This is a genomic window from Hymenobacter humi (assembly GCF_042665855.1).
In the GTDB taxonomy this organism is placed as follows: domain Bacteria; phylum Bacteroidota; class Bacteroidia; order Cytophagales; family Hymenobacteraceae; genus Hymenobacter; species Hymenobacter humi.
Genome location: NZ_JBHTEK010000001.1, coordinates 1,951,576 through 1,971,859, shown reverse-complemented (window position 1 = coordinate 1,971,859; position 20,284 = coordinate 1,951,576). Strand labels below are relative to the sequence as shown.

Sequence of the window (20,284 nt, the reverse complement as noted above, 5' to 3'; positions counted from 1 at the left end):
GTGGTACTGGCCTATTCGTGCGGGCCGGGGCCACAGCGCTTTTTCTGCACGATTATCACCTTTCTGCAATGTTCAACGCTCTCCTCCCCTCCTGGCCAGCGCCCTGCTTCTGGGCAGCGCCGCCCACGCCCAGGCCCCGGCCGCCGAAGTGCAGCCCCTCACCAAGCGGCTCAACCAGCTCATGCACTTTCCCAAGTCCGAGGACGACGGGGAAGCCATGGTGTCTTTAGCCGATTGCGGCGTGAAGCAGACCGTGCGCAAATACCGCGGCCCCGACGACCACCAGTCGGCCAACATCTCGGTGAACAGCAACAAAAAAGGCAGCAACCTGGGCCATCAAGTCCGACGACAAGGTGCAGCTGGAGCTCAACCTGAGCCTGGACTGGGCCGAAGTGGGCTCGGTGTCCTACATGCCCAAAAAGCGCGACAAGGACGGCAGCCGCTACTACGACATCATCGTGCAGCGGCGCGACCGGGCCGATGGCAAACCAGCCTCGGGCATCGCCGACAAAATATCCCTCTCCCTCTACACCCAGGACGAAAAAGAAGTAGCCACGCTCGTGAAAAAGCTCGACGCCGTGCGCCGCCACTGCACCAGCAAGCGCGGCTAAATAGCAAAGGCCCGCTTCGCACAATGGTTGCGAAGCGGGCCCTTACTGATATTCTGAGGGCTTACGCCAGCCTGCTTTAGCGCCTCCTCATTGCCCTGCTGCAGAGCCAGGCCGCGGGCGGTGAGGCCGCGGGCATCGGGGATGGTCTGGTCGGCGCCGGCTTCTACCAGGATTTGCACCAGGTTGTTGCGGCCAAACAAGGTGGCAAACATGAGGGCGGTGCCGCCGTTGCCGTTTTGCAGGTTCAGGTTGGCGCCGTGGGCGATGAGCAGGCGGGCGATTTCGGGGTAGCCCTTGAAGCTGACGCCCATCAGGGCGGTGTTGCCGCTCACGTCCTGCACGTTGGGGTCGGCGCCGGCTTCGAGCAGGAACTTGGTGGCGTCGAGGTGCTCGTCGTATGAAGCCAAAATCAGGGCCGAGAAGCCTTTGCCGTTGGTCACGTTCACGTCGAGGCCCGTGGCCAGCAATTCCTTCAGGGTGGCCACATCGCCACGGCGGGCGGCATCAAACAGCAAATCTTCGGGGCGAGAGGAGGAAAAATCCATTACAAAAACAGGGATAAGAAAGTAAGCGCGGGCTTCTACTACGGCGAAATCAGCAGTTGGGCTGTGATTTTGCGGGGCGTGCCCGCCTCAAAACCACAAGAAGATAATCAGGGTCAGGATGGTCAATAACCCGCTCACGCTTGCAGTGTTTACCACGGTTTCGGGCGAGCGGCCCGGCCACAGCCCCACGGCCGACACTAGGCCCACCAAGAGCGGCAGCAGCGCAAACGTACCGTAAATGGTGCCGCCATAGGGCAAAAACGGCTCGGGCCCGTCGGGCGACTGCGGGGAACTCACGCGGCGCACCACCCCGAAAAGCGGCGTTTTCCATACTGTAATGTGGTCGTCTTCGCGCACGCGGTGGCCGATGCTACTTGGCAGGCGGAACGACGTGCGCTCGGTGTGCACGCGGTAAGCTATCTGCGGGTTGGAGAGCGACGACGATACGGATACCGGAAAGCGGCTCCGCACGGTTTCGTTGGCGAATTCACGCAGCGGCAGGGCCCAGTCGAGGGCCAGCAGCAGGCAGAAGCCCAGCAGCGCCGCGTTGAGGCTGCGCGCCACGCGGGCGTAGCGCAGCATCCGCTCGTCTGGCCGGCGGCGGGGCGCGGGTTCCTCCGGTTCCTGGGCCAGCAGCAGGTCGTAGGCAAGGCGGCGGGGGTTGCCCAGAATATCGAAGCCGGTTTCCACGGCGGCCAGCCTGGCTTTCATGGCCCGGTCGGCCGCGGCCAGGCGCTTGAGCCGGGCGCGCTGCCGCGCGTACGCCTGCTCAATTTCCCCGGCCGTGGCCATGGGGCCAATGCCCAAAACGCGGTAGTAGTTCTGCATAGCCAAGCGCGGGATATGCTCTAAAATACATATTTGCCGCGACTTTAAAAACGCAAACGGCGGCGCACCTATTGCCCACTGTCTCCGGCCGTTGCGCCCACACTTGAGCTAACAAAAAACGGGGTTGAACCGCCCGCTGGCCGTTCAACCCCGTTTCGCTCACTGCAAAGCTCCTGGCTGGCTTCTGCCTACAGCAGCTCAATGCCGGCTTCGGCCATTTCGGCGCGTACCGATTCGGGCCACAAGCTCACCTGCACCTCGCCGATGTGGGCTTTGCGCAGCAAGAACATGCACACCCGCGACTGCCCGATGCCGCCGCCGATGCTCTCGGGCAGCTGGTCGTCGAGCAGCAGGCGGTGGAACTGCAAGTCCTGGCGCTCGGGGCAGCCGCGCAGCTCCAGCCTGGCGGGCCAGAGCCTCTTTGTCGACCCGAATGCCCATGGACGATATTTCGAACGCTGTTCCCAGCACCGGGTTCCAGAGCAGAATGTCGCCGTTCAGGCCGCGGTAGCCGTCCTCGGTGGGCGTGCTCCAGTCGTCGTAGTCGGGGGCGCGGCCGTCGTGGATTTCGCCGTGGCTCAACTCCGCGCCAATGCCCATCAGGAACACCGCGCCGTATTCGCGGGCGGCTTCGTGCTCGCGCTGCTTGGGCGTGAGGTCGGGGTAGCGCGCGAGCAGGTCTTCGGCGTGCAAGAAGGTAATGCTGGGCGGCAGCACCGGCTCAATTCCAAACTCCTGGCTTACCTGGTGCTCGGTCGCTTTCAGGGCGCCGTAAATGGTTTCTACTGTGGCTTTAAGGAAAGGAATGGTGCGCTGCTCGGGCAGCATGTGCTTTTCCCAGTCCCACTGGTCCACGTAGATGGAGTGGATGGGGCTGTAGTCTTCGTCGGGGCGCAGGGCGCGCATGTCCGTCAGCAAGCCGCGGCCGGCCGGGATACCCAGCTCGCGCAGACGCAGGCGTTTCCACTTAGCCAGCGAGTGCACCACCACGGCGCGCTGCTCGTCCAGGGACTTGATGGGGAAGCCCACGGGCCGCTCGATGCCGTTCAAATCGTCGTTGATGCCGGTGCCGTCGAGCACCACCAGCGGGGCCGACACTTTCACCAGGTGCAGCTGCCGGGCCAGTTCCTTGGCAAAGGTTTCCTTCACGAAGGTGATGGCCTCTTCGGTTTCGAGCAGGCCGGCCGCGGCGGGCCAGGCGGAGGGAGATGAAATAGTTTTCATGGGGGTGATATGGGGGTTTAAGATTGAAAATGCTGTTTGGTTGAAGGCAAAGGCTAGGGTTTGGGCAATAGGCGGCCGCCTCCCCGGCAGGGAGTTTTTTTGAATCCGGAAATGCGCCTCAGGGGCTGGGAAGGCCAAAAAAAGCCTTCCGAATTACGAAAGGCTTTTCAAATTGAAATATTGTTCGGTTTTCTCTCCCTGTGAACAATAGCCTCCCAGTCTCGGAATAAATTATTATTATTCGAGTTATTGAAGAGGAAATTGTTGGCGAACAGGAACATAGCTCGTGCTTTTTGTCTTTAGCAAAAGCAAATTAGGCACAATTAATTCAACATCCAAAAATCAAATGCCGGTTGAGCCAATTAATTCCTGTTTTAGAAGCAGTAGGCGTTAGTATTTGCAATAGCCAGAACGGTGTAGAGACGCAATATTTTGCGTCTCTACGTTGAACGACACCCACGCGGCTCGCACGACTAGACGCAAAATATTGCGTCTCTACACCGCGCTGGCATGCTATACATTTCTAATAAAGCAATTCGGCTCAATTGCAAAGGCACCTCCCTGCTACCCTATCGCCTTCTGCACCCAGGGCTTGAGGCCGGGCACGCGGGCCAGCCGCACGGCGGCATTCACCAGCCACGGCTTGGTGCTCAAGAACCGCATGAGGCGGTAGCTTTTGGCGAGCTTCTTCCCGATTTTCCGGGCTACCTCAGCATCGTATTGAGCCACGTGCGCGGCGCTGAAATCCTGCCGGGCAAAGCACGCCGTAGCCTGAGTCGCCGCCAGAATGCCGCTCTGAATGGCCGTGTCGATGCCGTGCCCCTGCAAGGGGTCAATCAGCGAGGCGGCATCGCCGCAGAGCATAAACCGCGCGCCGCTGATGGGCCGCACCCGCCCGCCGCCCAGCGGCAGCCCAAAGCCCACGGTGGGGCCCAGTTGCCGGGCCTCGGCAAAGCGGCCGGCCAGCTCGGGGTGCGTGGCCAGCAGGCGCTGCAGGGTTTGCTTGAGGTCCACTTTGTGCTCGGCCACTACCTCGGCCAGCATGCCCAGGCCCACGTTGTAGCGCCCCTGCCCCACCGGAAACAGCCAGCAGTAGCCCGCCAGGTAATCGCGGGTGAGGAAAAACTCGGTGGTGCCGCTTTCGGCACCCTTGATGTTTTCGAAGTAAGCCCGCACGCCCACGCAGTGGTGGGCCCGGGCCAGCCGCGGCTCGGGCAGCAGCTTGCGGCCCACCACGGAATTGGCCCCGTCGCAGCCAATCACCAGCTGGCAGGTGATTTCCGAGCCTTGATTGGGCTGCAGCCGCACGTGGTCGGCCTCGATGTGCAGGCCCTTGAGGCTGGTGTTTTCGAGGATGGTGGTGGCGGGCGCGTGGGTGCGCACCAGGGCCAGCAGGGCGTCGTCGAAGGTTTCGCGGGGGCTGTTGAAGCTCGGCAGCTTCCATTGCAGGCTCGAGGCTGCCGCCGTTGGGCGCCACGAGGCGGGACTGGCGCACGGCATCCAGGGGCTCGAGTTGCCAGATGCTGTCGGCAAAGGCGGGGTCGAGCTGGCGCAGGGCCTTCAGGGCGTGGCCGGGAATGGCATCGCCGCACACCTTGTCGCGCGGAAATTGGGCTTTGTCGAGCAGGGCCACGCGCAGGCCGCTGTGGCGCAACCCCAGGGCACAGGCCGCCCCGGCCGGGCCCGCGCCAATGATGGCAACGTCGTAGTCGAAAGAAGGTAAAATGGGCACGGCGCCAAAGGTAGCAGGCCAAGCCGGGCAGAATTGAGCTAAATAAGCTGATTACGCAGCAACCCAGCTCAAATAAATGCGCCCGTTGACTCACAGTAAAAACCTGCGCCCGGGTAAAATCCTTACCTCAATATGGCTTGCAACTAACGACTAGGCCCAAACATCCCTCATATTGAGCCGCGGCCCGGCGCAACCCTCGAGCCTGGGCGCGGGTACACACTAACCCGAGGCGCGCTGTGCTTTCCTACAGCCGGGCCGTCGCCTCGCTTCTTCCTTTTTCTACTTCGCTGTGAGCTCCATTCCTGCCTCCCTTATTCCGGCCAACGACGCAGCGCGTCTGCAGGCGCTGGAACGCTACCAACTCCTTGATGCCCGCAGCGAAAAAGTACTCGACGACGTGGTAGCCGCGGCGGCCCAATTGTTCCGGGTTTCCAACGCCATGCTTTCCATTGTGGAGGAAGACGAGGTGCTCATCAAAGCCCCTTATAATCTGCTGATGGACGTGGAGCGCGTGCCCCGCCATCAAAGCCTGTGCTCGGCCACCATTCTCCAAGAAGACACGGCCGTGTTTGAGGATTTAAACAAAGCCAGCGCGCCCGGCGTCGATATTTCCCTGGTGCAGCAGCTGGGGCTGCATTTTTACGCCGGCCACAACCTGCGCACCTCCGATGGCCACAACATTGGCTCGCTGTGCCTGCTCGACGGCCCGCCCCGGCAGTTCACGCCCGCCGAGCGCACGTTGCTGGGCAAGATGGCTGGCCTGGTGATGCGCCTGCTGGAGTTGCGCCGCACCCTGGGCGCCCACGCCGGAGCCACAGCCATGCTCTGGGAATTCGTGTACCGCGCCATTGGCGAGCAGCTGGCCCGCCTCAAGGCCCTGGGCGAGCGGGTGGTTTCGGCGGGTACTGTGGGGCCGCTCACGCCGGCCGTAGCCAAGGAAGCAGAGGGCATCGTGGGCATCGTCGACCAGTTTGTGGCGGCCACCCTGCGCCGTACCTAAGGCGAGCATGCCGGGGCGCAGTACTTTTACGGCGTTTCTGTGTTTGTAGCATTATGGTCGACAACAACAAGGTAAAAACGCTGGCGCTGCTCGGCTCCACGGGTTCTATTGGCACGCAGGCCCTGGAAGTCGTGCGCCAGCAGCCGGGCCGGTTCCGGGTGGCGGTGCTCAGCGCCCAGCGGCAGTGGGAATTGCTGGCGCAGCAGGCCCGGGAGTTTCGGCCCGCCGTGGTCGTCATCGGCGACGAGAGCTGCTATCAGCCCCTGAAAGCCGCCTTGGCTTCCCAGCCCGAAACGGAGGTACTGGCCGGTGCCGCCACGCTGGCCGAAGTCGTGACCCGGCCCGAAATCGACATTGTGCTCACCGCCTTGGTGGGCTACGCCGGGCTGCTACCCACGGTGGCGGCCATCAAAGCCGGCAAAGACATTGCCCTGGCCAACAAAGAAACCCTGGTAGTGGCCGGCGAGCTCATCACCGGGCTGGTACGCCAGCACAAGGTGCGCCTGCTGCCCGTCGACTCCGAGCATTCGGCCATCTTCCAGTGCTTGGTGGGTGAAGAGCAAAACCCCATCGAGAAAATCATTCTCACGGCCTCGGGAGGCCCTTTCGGGGCCGCTCGGCCCAGCAGATGGAGGCCGTGACCAAGGCCCAGGCCCTCAAGCACCCCAACTGGGACATGGGCGCCAAAATCACCATCGATTCGGCCTCGCTCATGAACAAGGGCCTGGAGGTGATTGAAGCCAAGTGGCTGTTTGGGCTCACCGACGAGCAGATTGACGTGGTGGTGCACCCCCAAAGCATTGTGCATTCGCTGGTGCAGTTCCGCGACGGCTCGCTGAAAGCCCAACTGGGCCTGCCCGACATGAAGCTGCCCATCCAATACGCCCTGGGCTACCCGCAGCGGCTGGCCAACACCTTTCCGCGCTTCTCTTTCCTCGACTACCCCACCCTCACTTTCGAAGCGCCCGACCGCGTGGCGTTCCCCAACCTGGAGTTGGCCTTTGGGGCCATGCGCCGGGGCGGCAACGCGCCCTGCGTGCTCAACGCGGCCAACGAAGTGGCCGTGGCAGCCTTTTTGCGCGAGCAAGTGGGCTTCCGGCAGATGTCGGACCTAGTGGCGGGGTGCCTGGCGCGGGTTTCGTACCTTGCGGAGCCGTTGCTGGCCGACCTGGTGGCCACCGATGCGGAAACGCGCCGGGTAGCCGAAACGCTACTGTAAATACTATTGTCAGGCTGACGAAGGAAGCATCTTATCACGGCGGCTTTCATCAGAACTACTAACTATTGAGGCGCTAGCGTGATAAGGTCCTTCGCTGCGCTCAGGATGACAGATAATTAATACCCCTCCCTTGGAAATTCTCACCATGATTGGCCAGCTGCTGCTGGCCCTGTCGCTACTAGTTGGCTTGCACGAATTCGGTCACTTCGCCTTCGCGAAGCTGTTTAAAATCCGGGTCGATAAATTCTACATCTTCTTCGACTTCCTGTTTCCCATGCCCGGGGTGATGAATTTCGCCCTGCTGAAAAAGAAAGTGGGCGAGACCGAATACGGCATTGGCTGGTTCCCGCTGGGCGGCTACGTGCAGATTCACGGCATGATTGACGAGACGCAGGACGCCTCCTCGCTGGCCGGCCCGCCCAAGCCGGACGAATTCCGCGGCAAGCCGGCCTGGCAGCGCCTGCTGGTGATGCTCGGCGGCATTATCATGAACGTCCTCACCGGCATCGTGATTTTCGCCGCCATGACCTTCCACTACGGCGACGTATTTCTGCCGGCTTCGGAGGCGCGCTACGGCATCCTGCCCAACGGGCTGGGCCGCGAAATCGGCTTTCAGACGGGCGACAAAATCGTAAAAATCAACGGCCGGCCCTTCACCGAGTTCGACGACGTGTACAAGCCCGACGTCATCATGGGCAACAACTCGTTCTACACCGTAGACCGCAACGGGCAGTTGGTCGACATCAACCTCCCGACCAATTTCCTCGACAAATTCGCCAAGCAAAGCGCCGACAGCCTGCTGGTGCGCCCCCGCGAAACCTTCGCCGTAGAGCGCGTGGTACCCGGCGGGGCCGCTGCCAAAGCCGGCCTGAAGGCGGGCGACAAAATCACGACGGTAGCCGGCAAGCCCGTGCAGTTCTTCGACGAGCCTGCAAGCCGCTCTGCTCGCCAACAAAGGCAAGAAAACCGAAGTGGTAGTGGAGCGCGGGGGACAAACCCTGCCCCTAGCCATTGATGTCAGCGAGTCGGGCCGCATCGGCTTCGAGCGCAAATCGACGCTGAAGCTCGGCACCCGCCAGTACTCGCTGGCCGAGTCCATCCCGCAGGGCGTGAGCAAGGCATTTGGGGTAATTGGCTTGCAGGCCCGGGCCTTTGGCAAGATTTTCCGCCGCGAGATTTCGGCCTCCGAGAGCCTCGGCGGCCCCGTAGAAATTGCCCAGCAATTCGGCGGTACCTGGGAGTGGCAGCACTTCTGGGGCCTGGCCGCGGGCCTGAGCATGGTGCTGGCCTTCATGAACCTGCTGCCCATTCCGGCACTAGATGGCGGCCACGTGGTGTTCCTGCTCTACGAAATGATTTTGCGCCGCAAGCCGTCCGACAAGTTTTTGGAGGGCGCGCAGCGTGTCGGCACGGTTCTTATTCTGATGCTGATGGCCTACGTCATCATCCTCAAGCCCCTGCTGAAGGCCATTTCGTAAGGTCGCTTCTACTTGTGCTCCCGTTGGCTTGGGAGCGTGGGCGAGGCGGCCTGTACTGACCTCGTTCCCTTATCCGCCAACTCCTCGTTGGATACCCCTGCCATGCGTTTGCTTTCTCTTTTGCGGCGGTACTGTTGCTGCTTCCCTGGCTGGCGCGGCGCCGGCCCTGCACGCCTACCACTCCTCGCTGACCGCCTGCGCTACAACGCCGCCAAAAAGCAGCTGGAGCTGTCGGTGAAGGTGTTTACCGATGACTTTGAAACGGCCCTGTCTCAGGGCCAGCCGGCCCACGTGAGCCTGGACGCCGCTGGCCCGCGCCCCTGGCCCTGACCACCGCGTACCTGCAGCGCACCCTCAAGTTCAGTACCGCCGCCGGGGCCCCGCTCCCGCTGCAGGTGCTGGGCTTGCAGGCCGAAAAGGACGGCTACTGGCTGTACTGCAAAGTGCCGCTGCCGGGCCCTACGCCCAGCGTGCAGATGCGCCACGCCCTGCTACTCGACGTGTTCGGCGACCAGATGAACATCGTGAACATCGAGGCCGGCGACAAAAAGCAGAGCGTCCTTTTCCGCGCCGGCCACGAGCAGGAACTGCTGAAGTGGTAGGCAGAGCCGCCTGGTAGTCTACGCTACGAAATGGCGCCGCGCAGAAACTGGCAGAACGGCACCATCGCCCGAAACACTTCCACCACGTGGGCCCGAAAATCTTCGTGGCTCAACACGTCCGCATCGGCCATCTGGTGCGTGGCGGTGAAGTTTTTATGCTTCAACAGCTCAATTTCGGGGTGGTCCACCGAGTAGGCAGCGGGGGACTTTTTCAGCTTTTCGCCGCCCATGCCGCCGAAGTAGCGCCGGAAATCGGGCGCGGTCAGCAGGGCTTTTAGCTCGTCGACGTTATAATCGATTTCCTGCCGGATGGCGGCCGCCTGCGTTTTATCGGGCTGGTAGAGGCCGCCGGCAATCAGGGTGTTGCCATTGGGCCCAAGCTGCAGGTAGTAGCCGGGCGCCTCCACTTCCTTGCCGGCGCTGGCGGTGAAGTACACCGAGAAGTGCGTTTTGTAAGGGTCCTTGTTTTTGCTGAAGCGCACGTCGCGGTAGATGCGGAAGATGCTTTTGCGGCCCTCCGGCCCCGCCAGCGCCGGGTCTAGTTGAGCTAATTCGCGGGCCCAGAATTCGGCGTCTTCCACAAACTGCTCGCGCAGCTGGTCATACGTGGCCTTGCGCTCCTGGAACCACGGCCGGTCGTTGTGTTTGGCCAGGCCGCTGAGGAAAGTGAAGAGAGGTTTGAGCTGCATAAGAAACCGTAAGAACAACAAGCTCCCCTCCTTTTTTAAGGAGGGGATGTTCGAGCCGCAAGGCTCGGACGGGGTGGTTGCCCTCGTTGAACGACACCCGAACGAGATGAGCTGGAATCGTTCGAGTGTCGTTCAACGAGGGCAACCACCCCACCTGACGCTTCGCGCCAGCGTCCCCTCCTTAACTAAGGAGGGGAGTTTTGTGGTTAATCTTCTTCCTCCTCCTCGTGCTCGGTCTTGGCTTCGCGCAGGAAGGCGCTGCGCCGGGGGCAGGCATGCGGCTGTGCTCGCCCCGGATGGCCTGCCAGATGTTCTCATTAAAGGCCAGGTCGGGGGCGGCGTCTTCGCGGCTCAGGTCGAACTTGAGGGCGCGGCGGGCGGGGGCGTTGAAGGCGGTGTTGCGGACGGTGAGCGGCGTGGTGGCGGGGCGCAGGTTGTAGGGCGCTAAGTTGGGCTTGCTGGTGAAGCAGGCCCAGAGCGGCACAGCCGCGGCGTCGTACTGGCTCATGGGCGGCAGGCCCAGGATAAGCTCCAACGTGCGCAGCATGCCCGACGTGGTATAGGCAGTGTGCACCACGGTGTGGCGGCGCACATGCGGCCCCACCAAGTAGGCGGTGGAGCGGTGCGCATCGACGTGGTCGGGCCCGTTTTGGGCGTCGTCCTCTACTACCATCACCACCGATTCCTTCCAGACCGGGCTTCTTGACAGGTGCTCGATGAGCCGGCCCAGGGCCAGGTCGTTGTCGGCGGCGAAGGACAACGGATGCAGCGCGCCCTTGATGGCACCGAGGGTGTGGTCGTTGGGCAGGCGGATGATGCTTAGGTTGGGCACGGCCTTCGCTGCCACCAGGCTGTCAAAGTCCTGCTCCCAAATCCGTTCCCGCTCCACGTCGGGAATGTCCATGTCGAAGCCCGGGAATTTCTTGCAGAAGTTTTTGGCAATGGCCGGCAAGGTGGGCTTGCCCTGAAAAACGAACTCGCCGTAGGAGCGGAAGCTGCGGCCGGCGCGCAGGCAGTAGTCCCACAGAAAGCCGTCCTTGGGTTGGGCCACTTCGCCCCGCGCGCCCTCAAAATCGTAGCTGCCGCCGCGGCCGCTGTAGTTGGTGGGCCAGCTTTTCTCCACAAAATCGGTGGCGTAGGCCGCCGTGCTCCAGTTGTGGCCGTCGGCGCTCACTTCGGCATCGACGTAGAAATTATCGAGCAACACAAAATCCCGGGTCAGGGCGTGGTGGTTGGGCGTCACCTTTTCGGGGAACAAGCACAGGCTGGCGTCGCCGTTGCCGGCGGGCACGTCGCCGAGCACCTGGTCGTAGGTGCGGTTTTCCTTGATGATGTAGAAGACGTGCTTGATGGGCGACTTCTCGCCCACACGCTGCGGAATGGGGTTGCCGGCGGGCACGTCGGGCGAGTTTTCGCGCGCTTTGGTGAAGGGCGTGTTGGCATACACTTGAGCTGAAAACGCAGCCAGAGCGGCTTCATCGGGCAGCGGCAGGCGCGCCAGCGAGCCTGCTGAGCAGCCCACCGATGTAGCCGGCCCCCTTCTCGCCCACGTCGCGCACTGGGTTGGGCCCGTTGGGGTTGGGCTTCGAGAGTTGGCCCTTGCCATTGGCCACCAGCAGCTGGGAGCCGGCCACACGCACGGCCGTGGGGTACCAGCCGGTGGGCACAAAGCCCAGGGGGCGGCTGGCAAGCGGCTCGCGCACGTCGAACACGGCCACGCAGTTGTTGTCGGCGTTGGCAATGTAGAGCTGGGTGTCGTCGGCGTTCAGGGCCACACCATCGGGCGTGCTGCCGGCAGGCGAATTCGGGAACAGGGCCGTGTTCAGGGTTTCGGTCACGCGGCCCAGGCGCGTGTCGATGATGGAAACCGAGTTGCTGTTGGCGTTGGCCACAAACAGGCGGCGGCCGTCGCGGGTGAGCACCATGTCGTTGGGGTGGCTCTCGACGGTAATGCTCGGCAGAAGTTTCTGGCTGGCAATGTCGTAGGTGGCTACCGCGTGGCCGCCCCACAAGCTGATGTAGAGCCGGGCGCCGTCGGGGCTCAGCACCACGCCGTAGGCTTCAGCGGGCAGCTTAATGGTGCGCACCACCTGGCGCGTTTTCAGGTCGAGGGTGTAAAGCGAGTTGTCTTCGCGCGTCACGGCATACAGCGCGTTGCGGCGGCCGTCGACTACGAGGCCGGCTACGCCGATTTTCTGCTTGGGCCATTTTTCACCCAGCACCAGGGCACTATCGGGCCGCAGCTTCTGGCCTTCCACTCGGAAGCTATGAATGCGGTTGTGCTGCCCGCCGGAGGCGTACAGCGTGCGGCCATCGGGCCCGAAAGCCAGCCCAACCCAGGCCGCGGGCACCACACGGGTGTCGAGCAGCTGGCCGGTGGCGGCGTCGAGCAGCTGCACTGAATTCTCGCCCCAGCCGGCATTCACGACGGCGGCCAGGCGGCCATCGGGGCTGATTTGCAAGTTGAGCGGCAGGTCGCCGAGGGGCGTGAGGGCGCCCGCGGGGCTCAGTTTCCAGCCGTTGGGCAATAGCGTCTGGCTGGTGCCGGCAATGGGGCCGGGCAGCACGGCAGGCGCCTCGGGTGCGGGCTTGGTGCTGGGGCTACCGCTGCAGCCCAACAGTACCAGCAAGAGCAATAACGGTGCAAAACGACGGCATCGGGAAAGTAGCGGCATGGGAAAGCGGCGGCGCGGAGTGCCTGCCGCGACCGCCGCTGCTAAGGTAACCGGTGGGCAGGTGCGACGGGTTAGATGGCCGCAAAACCAGGACTGCCAAAAACTTAAGCTCCTCATAAAATAGAAACAATTGAATGTCGTTGTAGCGCCATTCACCCTCTTTCTGGTTTGTTCCTATGCTGCGTCGATTGCCGTGTTGCGTGCTGTTGCTTTTGCCTCTTTACCAACTGCTGGCCCAATCCTGCACCGCGCCTTCCGGCGAAGCGGGCGCCGATTCCTTTGCGACGCAGGCGGCGTTTTGGCAGCAGCAGCTCAATTTTCCGCGGGTGCGGGTGGCGCTGGCGGGTACCGGGCCGGCCGTAGCGGAGCTGCTTCGCACGCACAACCTCGACCCCAACCGCCTCGAAATCATGGTGCGCGTCATCAAAACCAACCGGGAGCTGGAGGTGTGGGCCCGCAACCAGGGAGCCACTCGTTTGAACTGCTGCAGGCCTACCCCTGGCCGCCACTTCGGGCCGCCTGGGCCCCAAGCGCCGCGTCGGCGACAAGCAAGTGCCCGAGGGCTTCTACCAAATCGACCGCTTCAACCCCAAAAGCGAGTACCACCTGTCGCTGGGTCTCAACTACCCCAACGCCGCCGACCTGGCCCTGGGCGAGCCAGACCCCGGCGGCGACATTTTTATCCACGGCGGCGAGGTCACCATCGGCTGCCTGCCCATCACCGACATCGGCATTGAGGAAGTCTACCTGATAGCTGTGGCGGCCCGGGCCGCGGGCCAGACGCTTATTCCGGTGCACATTTTCCCGTTTCCCCTCACCGAAAGCGAGCTGGCCAGGCGCACGGCCAGCCCCAACTACGCCTTCTGGCGGGGCTGCTGCCGGGCTACGCGTATTTCGAAAAGCACCACGAAGCCATGGAATCAGCTCAACTGGCGGTGGTGGGAAAATAGCCCAGGCGACAGTCTTGGCTAACTTGCCGCCGCTGTACGCCTGCAGCAGTTTTGCCGACGCTGGCCGCCTTGGTCAACCCGAGCGGTTTGCGCATTTATCAGCTCAGCGCCAACTGCATTAGGTTCAGCTCAACCAGGCCGGCCAGGCGGCGCAGGAGCCGGCATGGTTTTTTCATTTAGGCCGCATACCACTTGCTTTTTGCATTCATGAAACGTCTTTTTCGCCTTACTTCCCTTGCTGCTCACGGTGGCGGCCCGCGCCCAGCGGCCCACCGATATCTGGTATTTCGGCCAGCAGGCTGGCCTCAGCTTTGCCGATGGCACGCCCAAGCCGCTCAACGACGGCAAAATGACCACCTACGAGGGCTGCGCCACGGCCACCAGGCTCCAAGGGCGAGCCTGCTGTTTTACACCAATGGCGAAACCGTGTGGAACCGCAAGCACCAGCCCATGCCCAACGGCCGCAAGCTGATGGGCAGCGGCAGCAGCACACAGTCGGCCCTCATCGTGCCCGACCCCGGCTCGGGCAACGTGTTCTACATCTTCACCGTGGCCCCCAGGGCACGCCCAATGGCCTGCGCTACTCCATTGTAGACATGACCCGCGACAACGGCTTCGGCGACCTGCCGCGCGTGAACCTGCTGCTCATCCAGCCGGTGGCCGAAAAGCTGGCCGCCGTGCGCCACGCCAATGGCCGCGACACCTGGGTGGTGGCCCACCGCTGGAACTCCAATGCCTTCGTGTCGTACCTCGTCACGGCCGACGGCGTGGCCGGCAAGCCCATCATGAGCAACGTGGGCAGCATGAACGCCGGCCCCGGCCGCAACGCCATCGGCGCCCTCAAGTTCTCGCCCGATGGCCGCCACCTGGCCGCCGCGCTCTGGCGCGAAACCAACAAGTTTGAAATCTACGATTTCGACCGCACCACCGGCAAGGTGAGCAACCCCAGCAGCTTCGGTCCCTTCGCCGAGGCCTACGGCGTGGAGTTTTCGCCCGACGGCACCAAGCTCTACGGCACCTGCAACGGCGTGGGCGGCGGCCAAACCGAAATCTGGCAGTTCGACCTCAAAACCAAAGCCAAAACCCTAGTCGGCAAGTCGGCCAACCGCAAAATCGGCGCCCTGCAGCGCGGCCCCGACGGCCGCATCTACGTGGCCCGCGAAGACAACCCCAACCTCGGCGTCATTCAGCTACCCAACGCCCTGGGCAAAGAATGCCAGTACGTGGACGAAGGCTTGAAGCTCGGCGGCCGCCGCAGCAAGCTGGGCCTGCCGGGGTTTGTGGTAATACCCTAAATATGAACATTCAACTCCCTTCCTTACCAAGGAGGGGAGTTTTCGCGCAGCGAAAACAGGGGTGGTTGAGCCGTTGAACTACTCCCGAACGATAAGCTCCCCTCCTTTTTTAAGGAGGGGACGCTCAACTGCCAAGTTGGCTGGGGTGGTTGCTCTCGTTGAACGACACCCGAACGATTCCAGCCCAAATCGTTCTGCCGCGAGTCGTTCGGGTATCGTTCAACGAGGGCAACCACCCCCGTTTGAGCTAAAGCTCAAACATCCCCTCCTTAAAAAAGGAGGGGAGCTTATCGTTCTACTCCCTGTTGCCAATCTTGAACCGCAGGAAGCCCAACCCCAGCGAGTAGTAGGGCGAGTTTTCGCTGAAATAGCCCAACACGTCGCGCGAGCTCACGCCGGCTTCCCAGATGGGCGTAACCACCGTGATGCCCAGCGGCAGGCTGGTGCCGTAGCCCGCGCCGCCGCTCACGCCGCTGCTCAGGCGCAGCCAGCTGACGGGCTTGTAGTCGACGCCCAGGCCCAGGAAGGGAGATGTGAGATTGCCAGCAACTTCGTTGAGCGGCGCGGTAAAGTCCACCCCGGCCTCGAACAGGCTGCTGATGCGGAAGCCGACCCCGAGCCGGAGCTTGGCCGGCAAGCTGGCGGTGCGTTTCTGCTGGGCCTGGTAGGTGAAGATGTTTTGCTGGTCAGTGTCGAACTGCTTGATGACTTCCTTGAGCACGTCGTAGGTTTCGATGCCGTCGGCGCTGGTGGGCTGCAGCTTCTGGTTGGCGGCCGTTACCACGTTGCCCGTCCAGGTCATTTTGCCCAGGTCGGTGAGGGAAGCGGCCACTTGCAAGATTTTGCCTACTTCGGCCGACACGCCCACGTCGGCGCCGTGGCCACTGCCCACGGCCTCCAGCCCCGAGCCCGTTTTGGCCCTGAAATTGGGGTCGGTGGCCAGTGCGCCGTAGTCCACCGAAAAAGCGGCGACAGCGCCGAATACGCGGCCAGGTTGCCGCCTTCGGCCCGGATGTCGGCAATGCCGATGCCCCGAATGTAGCGGTAACCCGCACCGGCCGACAGCTGAAAATTGGGCAGGTCGAGCACGCGCAGCCCGTAGGCAATGTTGTACTCACTGGTCCAGGCCATCTGGATGGCGGTGCCGTCCAGGAATTCGCCCAGGGCCGGAGCCGGCTGCGTGGCGGTGCCCGTGGTGGGGTAATAAGGCTGCAGGCTGGCGGCGTTCTTGCCGTTGAGCAGCACGTCGGCCGCGTTGCGGTTCAGGGCCAGGTGGGCACTAATGCGCTGGCGGTTGCTGAAGGCCACACTGCCCAGCCCGCCGGGCAAGCTCACGGACAGGCCCGCCGTGGTGGCATCGATGTTGAGGTTGAACGCGTCTTTATCGGTGAGGCCGTCCAGCAGCTTTGCTCGGTCGGCCGGCCCTATGGTCTCGGTGCGCTGGAAAATGATGCGCTCGAAAAACGTCTTGGTCAGCGAGCGCGACGCTACGCCCAGCCCAACTTCGCCTATCGTGAACGCTACTTTGGCTTCGCTGTCGCGGCCCAGGTTGGCAGGATTTACGCCGATGGCCTGGTAGTCCTGGGCAAACGTGTTGACGACTCCGCCCCGGCCGGTGGCCGAGAAATTACTTATTTCGTTTTGGGCACGCACGGCGGCGGGCAGGGCAAGCAAAGCGGCCAGGGGCAGGAGGCGGTTTGTTTTCATGCGGAAAATTGGGGTCAGGGTGGTTTTGGCTATGCCTTCGTACGTATCGGTTAGCTTGCCGTTCGATTTCGAAAAATAAGCCGGCATCCGCCAATTACGCGGGCAAGCCAAAGCACCCGTTCCCACCCTATGCCCCCCAAACGCCTTTCTGCCGCCGAGTACGCGGCCGGTATCCTGGCCGGCACCCGCACGGTGCTGGGCCGCGCCATTACCCTGGTCGAAAGCACGTTGCCGGCCGACCAGGCCCTGGCCCAGGAAGTGCTGCAGGCCGTGCTGCCCCACACCGGCCGCAGCCTGCGCGTGGGCATCACGGGCGTGCCCGGCGTGGGAAAAAGCACCTTCATCGAAGCCCTGGGCCGGTATCTGGTCGAAACCCTGGGCAAGAAACTGGCCGTGCTGGCCGTGGACCCCAGCAGCCAGCGCGGCGGCGGCAGCATTCTAGGCGACAAAACCCGGATGCCCTGGCTGGCCGCGCACCACGCGGCGTTTATTCGCCCTCTCCTGCCGCCGGCAGCCTGGGCGGCGTGGCCCGCGCCACCCGCGAGGCCCTGCTGCTGTGCGAAGCGGCCGGGCACGACGTCATTTTTGTGGAAACCGTGGGCGTGGGCCAGTCCGAAACCACCGTGCACGGCATGGTCGATTTCTTCCTGCTGCTGATGCTGGCCGGCGCCGGCGACGAGCTCCAGGGCCTCAAGCGCGGCATCATGGAGATGGCCGACGCCCTGTGCATCACCAAGGCCGACCACGGCAACGAGCAGGCCGCCCGCCGCGCCCGCGTCGATTACCAAAACGCGCTCCACCTGTTTCCGCCCGCGCCCTCGGGCCAGGTGCAGCCCGTGCTGCTCACGTCGGCCGTGAGCGGCACCGGCATTGCGGAGGTGTGGGACGTGATAGAAGCTTACGCCCGTGCTACGCAGGAAAACGGCTACTTCCGGCAGCGGCGCCAGCAGCAGCAGCTCCAGTGGCTGCACCAGAGCATTGTGCAGGAGCTCGAAACGCGGTTTTACGCCGCGGCGGCCGTGCAGGCCCAGCTGCCCGCCGTGCAAGAAGCCGTGGCCGCCGGACGGTTGACACCGTTCGCGGCGGCCACGGAATTGCTGGCGCTTGCTGGCGGGGGCGTTACAACGCCGCAGTAGCCAGCCCGTTCTCGACGCGGCGCGAGGTCGTTTCGCGCACGGCGATGGTGGTCGCGCCGGGGGCTTTGGTTTCTACCTGCACGTTGTAGCGGTAGCGGTCGGGGCCCACGCGCAGGATGACGGCGTAGCGCCCGCTGGGCAGGTTGTTGAACTTCAGGAGCGTGCCGTAGGCGGGCTCGCGGTGGGTTTCGTTCAGCAGCCAGCGGTTGTTGTCCAGCTGCAGAACCCGCAAATAGGCCGGCTTTTTGGTAGCGTTGTTGATGCGTACCCGCAGGCTTTCGGCGTCGGGCTGGGTCACGTATACCGGCTCGGTGGTTTCGGGCGAGGCCGGGCTGGTGAAAGCCGTGCCCGCTACGGCCAACAGGCCGAGCGCGAGGGGCCGCAGGGCCCGGGCGTGCGCCAGGGAGTGGAAAGCCGCAGTGGCTTGGGGACGGAATTGAGCCAGGCGGAAGAAGAACGAAGTTTTCATGACGTAGAAAAAAGGTTGATGAAGGATGAAGACTTCCCTGGCAAGGCCGGCGCAAGACAAATGCTCATGTCCGGTTCTGAGCATCTGCCGCCCAGGGGCATCAGGGTAAATTCCAACTCCGTGCCAAGTTTATAACCATTTAAATCACAGTATTTTGTAACGACATGCACTTGATAACCGGCTTTTAAATTCGTTCGGTTTTGGGCAATTGTCCGCTTACGAACACCTATGGTTTATGCCGCGCCATAATTGAGCTACTGGAGGCACCAAAAGGCGGGAGCCGGCCGGGTAAGTGCACGAAGGTTCGTGCTACCTTCGCCCCTTTCCGGCTCAACCTCTTTTTATTTTTTCGTGCTGCGTTTTTCGATTCTGGCTGCGTTTCTGGTAACCGTAACTGGCCTGCTGCCGCATTCACTCTTCGCCCAAACCATCACGGGCACCGTGACGAGCGCCAGTTCCCACCAGGCCATTCCGTTTGTGAACCTGGGTTTGCCCCGGCGCGGCCTGGGCACAGTGAGCGACGAGCAGGGCCGCTACCAGCTGCCCTACAACGCCGCGTATGCTACTGACACGGTGCGTGTTTCGAGCGTCGGGTTCCGGCCGCTGCTGCTGCCCTTTGCCGCCCTGCTGGCCGCGCCCGCCATCAGCCTTACGCCCGAGGAAGTGCAGCTCAACGAGGTGAGCGTGACGGCGGCGGGCGCCTACCAGCGGCTGCACACCGTGGGGCCCGACAAGCCCGCTCGCGCATTCGTTTCTACCTGGCCGCCAACGAGCTGGGCACTGAGATTGGCACGGTGGTGCACCTGCCGCGGCGCCCCGCGCTGGTGCAGCGCCTGCACGTTGCCGTGGCCCAAAACGAGGCGGGCCCCCTCACCTTCCGCCTGAACCTGTACCGACTGGATGCCCAGGGCCGGCCCACCGCCGAGAAGCTGCTGGCGCACGATGTATTCGTGACGGCGGCGCCCACCGTCGGCGTGCTGGCCGTGGACCTCGCCGCCGACCGCCTGCTGCTGAACGAGGATTTTCTGCTGGCCCTGGAGTGGGTGAAAGCCCCGCCGGCGCCCCCGTGGCCGACCTTACCAAGCGCATCAGCTTCAGGGGCGTGCTCAAGTACGGGGGCGGGCAGCTCTACATGCGCCGCACCAGCCAGGCCGCCTGGACGAAGCCCACCATCAAGAGCAACGTGCCGCTGCTGGGCCTGCGCCCCACCGTGGCGTTCTACGCCACAGTAAAGGACTAACCGCCGCGAGGCCCGGGCGCAGGTGCACCCCAGGGCCGGGCTCCCGCGTACTAGGAAGTGTTAACAGTCACGGAGCCACAAAACGGTCGCCGCCAAATGAACAAAGGCCAAGAAATGCGCATCGAGCTTGTCGTAACGGGTGGCCACGCGGCGAAACTGCTTGAGGCGGCTGAAGAGTCGCTCGACGGGGTGGCGCTGGGCGTAGCGGGCCGCGTCGTAAGCCCGCGGGGTGCGGCGCTTGCACCGGGGCGGAATCACGGCGCAGGTGCCGCGGGCGGCGAGCGCGGCCACGAGCGGGTCGGAATCGTAGCCGCGGTCGGCGACGAGGTGCGTCGGGGCCAGCCCCTCGAGCAGCGGCAAGGCCTGCGGGGCGTCGTGGCGCTGGCCGGCTGTCAGCCGGCAGCGCACAAGCCGCCCCTGCGCATCGGCGGCCACGTGCAGCTTGCTGGTCAAGCCGCCGCGGCTGCGCCCGAGGGCTTGCGGTCCGTTTTTGCGCGCGCCGCTCGCGTGCTGGTGGGCCCGCACGGTGGTCGAATCGACCAGCAGCGTGTGCAGCGCGTCGTCCTGCTGCACGGCCGCCAGCACCCGGGCCCACACGCCGGACGCGGCCCAGCGCTGGAAGCGCGTGTACGTCGTGTGCCAGTTGCCCCATTCGGCCGGCAAGGCCCGCCAGCGGCAACCGTTGCGCGTCAACCAGAGCACCGCCTCCACGAAACGCCGGTTGTCGTGGCCCCGGCCCCCGCTCGTGCCTTCTCGACCCGGCAGCAGGGGCGCGATGCGTGCCCACTGCGCTTCCGTTAGCAGAAAATCCATGCTCCAATTTACTTCTCACTGTTAACACTTCCTAGAAACTCCCTTCCGCCCCCAAACCAAAGCTCCAGCAT

22 protein-coding genes and 3 pseudogenes are annotated in these 20,284 nt (G+C 63.5%); 13 read left to right on the top strand and 12 right to left on the bottom strand.

All coding sequences use genetic code 11. The annotated features are described in order from the left end of the window. Positions 1–353: 353 nt before the first annotated feature. Positions 354–611, top strand: a complete 258-nt coding sequence (locus tag ACFQT0_RS11060; RefSeq protein ID WP_380202739.1) for a hypothetical protein — start codon at positions 354–356, stop codon at positions 609–611. On the opposite strand, the gene ACFQT0_RS11055 is transcribed toward ACFQT0_RS11060, so the two are convergent. From ACFQT0_RS11055 to ACFQT0_RS11035, 5 genes and pseudogenes are all read right to left on the bottom strand, one after another. Next, on the bottom strand, positions 608–1,156 hold the full coding sequence (locus tag ACFQT0_RS11055; RefSeq protein WP_380202737.1) for an ankyrin repeat domain-containing protein: 549 nt from the start codon (positions 1,154–1,156) through the stop codon (positions 608–610). The two genes, ACFQT0_RS11060 and ACFQT0_RS11055, sit on opposite strands and share 4 nt — an antisense overlap. A gap of 87 nt (positions 1,157–1,243) precedes the next feature. Next, complete coding sequence (locus ACFQT0_RS11050) at positions 1,244–1,984, bottom strand: J domain-containing protein (protein WP_380202735.1); 741 nt, start codon at positions 1,982–1,984, stop codon at positions 1,244–1,246. Between the two features lie 198 nt (positions 1,985–2,182). Next, the gene (gene asnA / locus ACFQT0_RS11045) at positions 2,183–3,208 is read right to left on the bottom strand and encodes an aspartate--ammonia ligase (RefSeq protein WP_380202733.1); all 1,026 of its coding nucleotides are present in this window, start codon (positions 3,206–3,208) and stop codon (positions 2,183–2,185) included. 564 nt (positions 3,209–3,772) lie between these two features. Then, complete coding sequence (locus tag ACFQT0_RS11040; protein ID WP_380202731.1) at positions 3,773–4,708, bottom strand: NAD(P)/FAD-dependent oxidoreductase; 936 nt, start codon at positions 4,706–4,708, stop codon at positions 3,773–3,775. Between the two features lie 148 nt (positions 4,709–4,856). Continuing rightward, positions 4,857–4,940, bottom strand: a pseudogene (locus ACFQT0_RS11035) (hypothetical protein); the annotation flags it as partial. A gap of 289 nt (positions 4,941–5,229) precedes the next feature. Between ACFQT0_RS11035 and ACFQT0_RS11030 the strand changes: the two are divergent. From ACFQT0_RS11030 to ACFQT0_RS11005, 6 genes and pseudogenes are all read left to right on the top strand, one after another. After that, on the top strand, positions 5,230–5,940 hold the full coding sequence (locus ACFQT0_RS11030) for a GAF domain-containing protein (RefSeq protein WP_380202729.1): 711 nt from the start codon (positions 5,230–5,232) through the stop codon (positions 5,938–5,940). A gap of 53 nt (positions 5,941–5,993) precedes the next feature. Continuing rightward, positions 5,994–7,159: pseudogene (locus ACFQT0_RS11025) on the top strand (1-deoxy-D-xylulose-5-phosphate reductoisomerase). A 130-nt stretch (positions 7,160–7,289) separates the two neighbouring features. Further along, complete coding sequence (locus ACFQT0_RS11020) at positions 7,290–8,174, top strand: site-2 protease family protein (RefSeq protein ID WP_380202727.1); 885 nt, start codon at positions 7,290–7,292, stop codon at positions 8,172–8,174. Next, a complete protein-coding gene (locus tag ACFQT0_RS11015; RefSeq protein WP_380202725.1) occupies positions 8,137–8,637 on the top strand; it encodes a site-2 protease family protein in 501 nt (166 codons plus the stop codon). The genes ACFQT0_RS11020 and ACFQT0_RS11015 overlap by 38 nt, the downstream gene beginning before the upstream one ends. A gap of 87 nt (positions 8,638–8,724) precedes the next feature. Next, the gene (locus ACFQT0_RS11010) at positions 8,725–8,967 is read left to right on the top strand and encodes a DUF6702 family protein (protein ID WP_380202723.1); all 243 of its coding nucleotides are present in this window, start codon (positions 8,725–8,727) and stop codon (positions 8,965–8,967) included. Then, on the top strand, positions 8,958–9,239 hold the full coding sequence (locus tag ACFQT0_RS11005) for a DUF6702 family protein (protein WP_380205981.1): 282 nt from the start codon (positions 8,958–8,960) through the stop codon (positions 9,237–9,239). Before ACFQT0_RS11010 ends, ACFQT0_RS11005 begins: the two co-directional genes overlap by 10 nt. A gap of 23 nt (positions 9,240–9,262) precedes the next feature. On the opposite strand, the gene ACFQT0_RS11000 is transcribed toward ACFQT0_RS11005, so the two are convergent. The 3 genes from ACFQT0_RS11000 to ACFQT0_RS10990 all read right to left on the bottom strand — a co-directional run bounded on the left by ACFQT0_RS11000 (position 9,263) and on the right by ACFQT0_RS10990 (position 12,558). After that, positions 9,263–9,928 carry a DUF2461 domain-containing protein gene (locus tag ACFQT0_RS11000; protein WP_380202721.1) on the bottom strand — a complete coding sequence of 222 codons (666 nt, stop codon included), beginning with the start codon at positions 9,926–9,928 and terminating at the stop codon, positions 9,263–9,265. Between the two features lie 181 nt (positions 9,929–10,109). After that, positions 10,110–11,450, bottom strand: a complete 1,341-nt coding sequence (locus tag ACFQT0_RS10995; RefSeq protein WP_380202719.1) for an alkaline phosphatase family protein — start codon at positions 11,448–11,450, stop codon at positions 10,110–10,112. Continuing rightward, complete coding sequence (locus tag ACFQT0_RS10990) at positions 11,404–12,558, bottom strand: beta-propeller fold lactonase family protein (protein WP_380202717.1); 1,155 nt, start codon at positions 12,556–12,558, stop codon at positions 11,404–11,406. Before ACFQT0_RS10990 ends, ACFQT0_RS10995 begins: the two co-directional genes overlap by 47 nt. Positions 12,559–13,155: 597 nt before the next feature. Between ACFQT0_RS10990 and ACFQT0_RS10985 the strand changes: the two genes are divergently transcribed. The 3 genes from ACFQT0_RS10985 to ACFQT0_RS10975 all read left to right on the top strand — a co-directional run bounded on the left by ACFQT0_RS10985 (position 13,156) and on the right by ACFQT0_RS10975 (position 14,848). Continuing rightward, on the top strand, positions 13,156–13,575 hold the full coding sequence (locus tag ACFQT0_RS10985) for a L,D-transpeptidase family protein (RefSeq protein ID WP_380202715.1): 420 nt from the start codon (positions 13,156–13,158) through the stop codon (positions 13,573–13,575). A 185-nt stretch (positions 13,576–13,760) separates the two neighbouring features. Further along, on the top strand, positions 13,761–14,147 hold the full coding sequence (locus ACFQT0_RS10980) for a hypothetical protein (protein ID WP_380202713.1): 387 nt from the start codon (positions 13,761–13,763) through the stop codon (positions 14,145–14,147). 2 nt (positions 14,148–14,149) lie between these two features. Next, positions 14,150–14,848 (top strand): hypothetical protein, encoded by a 699-nt coding sequence (locus tag ACFQT0_RS10975; protein ID WP_380202711.1) that lies wholly within the window; start codon positions 14,150–14,152, stop codon positions 14,846–14,848. Between the two features lie 295 nt (positions 14,849–15,143). Here the strand turns inward: ACFQT0_RS10975 and ACFQT0_RS10970 are convergent, their stop codons facing one another. Next, positions 15,144–15,740: a DUF5723 family protein gene (locus ACFQT0_RS10970; protein WP_380202709.1), complete on the bottom strand. Its 597-nt coding sequence runs from the start codon at positions 15,738–15,740 to the stop codon at positions 15,144–15,146. Then, on the bottom strand, positions 15,695–16,555 hold the full coding sequence (locus ACFQT0_RS10965) for a hypothetical protein (RefSeq protein ID WP_380202707.1): 861 nt from the start codon (positions 16,553–16,555) through the stop codon (positions 15,695–15,697). Before ACFQT0_RS10965 ends, ACFQT0_RS10970 begins: the two co-directional genes overlap by 46 nt. A gap of 129 nt (positions 16,556–16,684) precedes the next feature. Here ACFQT0_RS10965 and meaB point away from each other — a divergent pair. Then, positions 16,685–17,691 (top strand): annotated as a pseudogene (meaB, locus tag ACFQT0_RS10960) (methylmalonyl Co-A mutase-associated GTPase MeaB). Here the strand turns inward: meaB and ACFQT0_RS10955 are convergent. Further along, positions 17,675–18,160 (bottom strand): hypothetical protein, encoded by a 486-nt coding sequence (locus ACFQT0_RS10955; RefSeq protein ID WP_380202705.1) that lies wholly within the window; start codon positions 18,158–18,160, stop codon positions 17,675–17,677. The pseudogene meaB and the gene ACFQT0_RS10955 sit on opposite strands and share 17 nt — an antisense overlap. 351 nt (positions 18,161–18,511) lie before the next feature. Here ACFQT0_RS10955 and ACFQT0_RS10950 point away from each other — a divergent pair, with 351 nt between their 5' ends. Next, the gene (locus ACFQT0_RS10950) at positions 18,512–19,045 is read left to right on the top strand and encodes a carboxypeptidase-like regulatory domain-containing protein (RefSeq protein ID WP_380202703.1); all 534 of its coding nucleotides are present in this window, start codon (positions 18,512–18,514) and stop codon (positions 19,043–19,045) included. Further along, positions 18,955–19,392: a hypothetical protein gene (locus ACFQT0_RS10945; RefSeq protein WP_380206160.1), complete on the top strand. Its 438-nt coding sequence runs from the start codon at positions 18,955–18,957 to the stop codon at positions 19,390–19,392. Before ACFQT0_RS10950 ends, ACFQT0_RS10945 begins: the two co-directional genes overlap by 91 nt. Before the next feature lie 68 nt (positions 19,393–19,460). On the opposite strand, the gene ACFQT0_RS10940 is transcribed toward ACFQT0_RS10945, so the two are convergent. Then, the gene (locus tag ACFQT0_RS10940; protein WP_380199736.1) at positions 19,461–20,213 is read right to left on the bottom strand and encodes an IS5 family transposase; all 753 of its coding nucleotides are present in this window, start codon (positions 20,211–20,213) and stop codon (positions 19,461–19,463) included. Between the last annotated feature and the right edge of the window lie 71 nt (positions 20,214–20,284).

Coding starts and splice junctions, on each gene's coding strand:
- ACFQT0_RS11050 (WP_380202735.1), bottom strand. CDS start 1,984: ATGCAGAACTACTACCGCGTTTTGGGCATTGGCCCCATGGCCACGGCC.
- ACFQT0_RS11055 (WP_380202737.1), bottom strand. CDS start 1,156: ATGGATTTTTCCTCCTCTCGCCCCGAAGATTTGCTGTTTGATGCCGCC.
- asnA (WP_380202733.1), bottom strand. CDS start 3,208: ATGAAAACTATTTCATCTCCCTCCGCCTGGCCCGCCGCGGCCGGCCTG.
- ACFQT0_RS10955 (WP_380202705.1), bottom strand. CDS start 18,160: ATGAAAACTTCGTTCTTCTTCCGCCTGGCTCAATTCCGTCCCCAAGCC.
- ACFQT0_RS10975 (WP_380202711.1), top strand. CDS start 14,150: ATGACCCGCGACAACGGCTTCGGCGACCTGCCGCGCGTGAACCTGCTG.
- ACFQT0_RS10940 (WP_380199736.1), bottom strand. CDS start 20,213: ATGGATTTTCTGCTAACGGAAGCGCAGTGGGCACGCATCGCGCCCCTG.
- ACFQT0_RS11040 (WP_380202731.1), bottom strand. CDS start 4,708: ATGCCGTGCGCCAGTCCCGCCTCGTGGCGCCCAACGGCGGCAGCCTCG.
- ACFQT0_RS11000 (WP_380202721.1), bottom strand. CDS start 9,928: ATGCAGCTCAAACCTCTCTTCACTTTCCTCAGCGGCCTGGCCAAACAC.
- ACFQT0_RS10965 (WP_380202707.1), bottom strand. CDS start 16,555: ATGAAAACAAACCGCCTCCTGCCCCTGGCCGCTTTGCTTGCCCTGCCC.
- ACFQT0_RS10980 (WP_380202713.1), top strand. CDS start 13,761: ATGAAACGTCTTTTTCGCCTTACTTCCCTTGCTGCTCACGGTGGCGGC.